Origin of the sequence: Hymenobacter defluvii (genome assembly GCF_017589435.1) — a bacterium.
GTDB classification, from domain to species: Bacteria; Bacteroidota; Bacteroidia; order Cytophagales; family Hymenobacteraceae; genus Hymenobacter; species Hymenobacter profundi.
This window is the reverse complement of sequence record NZ_JAGETX010000054.1, coordinates 1-2,260: the sequence shown is the minus strand read 5'-3', so window position 1 is coordinate 2,260 and position 2,260 is coordinate 1. Positions and strand designations below refer to the sequence as shown.

General features: G+C 51.0%; 1 protein-coding gene. It reads right to left on the bottom strand.

Translation table 11 applies throughout. The features are described 5' to 3' along the window. Positions 1 to 2,260: DNA-directed RNA polymerase subunit beta (gene rpoB / locus J4D97_RS22750; protein ID WP_208309590.1), on the bottom strand; the 2,260-nt coding region annotated here is incomplete at both ends.

Sequence of the window (2,260 nt, the reverse complement as noted above, 5' to 3'; positions counted from 1 at the left end):
GCTATGACACCAAAGATGGCGAGGAGTAGCATCTCTACCGGGGTAGGATCCGTTTCACCTTTCGGTGTAATCTTACCGATGAGAATGTCGCCTTCACGAACTTCAGCACCCAAACGGATGATACCGTTATCGTCAAGATTGCGCACAGCTTCTTCACTTACGTTCGGAATCTCCGACGTCAGTTCTTCTTCGCCGCGCTTAGTTTCACGCACTTCTAATTCAAATTCCTCAATGTGAATCGAGGTGAAGATATCGTCGCGCACTACACGCTCCGAGATGACAATAGCATCCTCGAAGTTGTAACCCTGCCATGGCATAAAGGCCACCTGCATATTGCGTCCAAGTGCTAACTCGCCGTTGTTAGTGCCGTAGCCTTCACACAGCGGCTCTCCTTTGCTCACGCGCTGACCGCGCTTCACAATAGGTGAAAGGTTGATGCAAGTATCTTGGTTCGTGCGACGGAACTTGATCAGATCGTAGGTGATACGCTCCGCATCAAAGCTCACGAGGATGTCATCAGCCGTCAGATCATATTTCACAATGATCTTGTTGGCATCTACATAATCGATTACCCCGTTGCCCTCGGCTACTACCAGCGTCCGCGAATCGATTGCCACACGACCTTCCAGTCCTGTGCCTACGATGGGTGCAGTAGCTTTCAGCAGCGGCACAGCCTGACGTTGCATGTTCGAACCCATCAGGGCACGGTTAGCATCGTCGTGCTCCAAGAACGGAATCAGTGAAGCAGCTACCGATACAATCTGGTTCGGTGCTACGTCCATGTAGCTATACTCGTCAGGACCTACTACCGGGAAGTCACCCTCGAAACGGCCTTTCACCAGTTCATTTACGAAGTTACCCGAATCATCCAAACGGGCGTTTGCCTGCGCGATGTGGTGGGTATCTTCTTCCTCAGCCGTCAGATACTTCACGTTCTCGGTCATGTCGACCTTGCCGCTTTCTACCGTACGGTAAGGCGTCTCAATGAAGCCCATCGAGTTTACCCGAGCGTGCACACACAGCGACGAAATTAGACCGATGTTCGGACCCTCTGGCGTCTCAATGGTGCACAAACGACCGTAGTGTGTATAGTGTACGTCGCGTACCTCGAAACCAGCACGCTCCCGCGACAGACCTCCCGGCCCCAGTGCCGATACGCGACGCTTGTGCGTCACCTCGGCCAGTGGGTTGGTTTGGTCCATAAACTGCGACAGTTGGTTAGTGCCGAAGAACGAGTTGATAACCGACGACAAAGTCCGAGCGTTGATCAGATCAACCGGTTTGAAGTCTTCGTTATCACGCACGTTCATGCGCTCCTTGATAGTACGCGCCATGCGAGCAAGGCCTACCCCAAATTGGGCATAGAGCTGCTCCCCTACTGTGCGTACCCGGCGGTTGCTCAAGTGGTCAATGTCATCGACAATGGCCTTCGAGTTGATCAACCCGATCAGGTATTTCACGATAAGTACGATATCCTCGTTGGTCAGCACACGAGCTTCCCAGTTGGTATCGATACCCAGCTTCTTATTGATACGGTAGCGACCTACGTCGCCAAGGTCGTAGCGCTTATCCGAGAAGAACAGTTTTTGGATGATGTCGCGAGCCGTCTCTTCGTCAGGTGCTTCCGTATTGCGGAGCTGACGATAGATTTGCTCTACAGCTTCCTTCTCCGAGTTGGAGTTATCCTTTTGCAGCGTATTGTAAATAATTGCGTAGTCCGCAATATTCACGTTCTCGCGGTGCAGAATAACCGACTTCGTACCCGAGTTGATGATTGTGTCGATGTCCTCGTCTTCAATAGTCGAGTCACGCTCCAACAATACCTCGTTCCGGTCGATAGACACTACCTCACCGGTATCTTCATCTACGAAGTCTTCTGTCCAAGTGCGGAGCACCCGAGCGGCCAGCTTACGACCTACAGCCTTCTTCAGAATCTTTTTATCAGCCTTCACCTCCTCCGACAATCCGAATAGATCCAGAATGTCTTTGTCCGTACCATAGCCGATAGCACGTAACAGGGTAGTAACCGGGAATTTCTTCTTCCGGTCAATATATGCATACATCACGTTGTTCACGTCCGTGGCAAATTCAATCCACGAACCTTTGAACGGAATGATACGAGCAGAATATAGTTTCGTACCGTTGGTATGCTTGCTTTGCGCGAAGAATACACCCGGCGAACGGTGCAACTGAGATACAATTACACGTTCTGCTCCGTTAATGACAAAAGAGCCTTTTTCGGTCATGTATGGGATGTTTC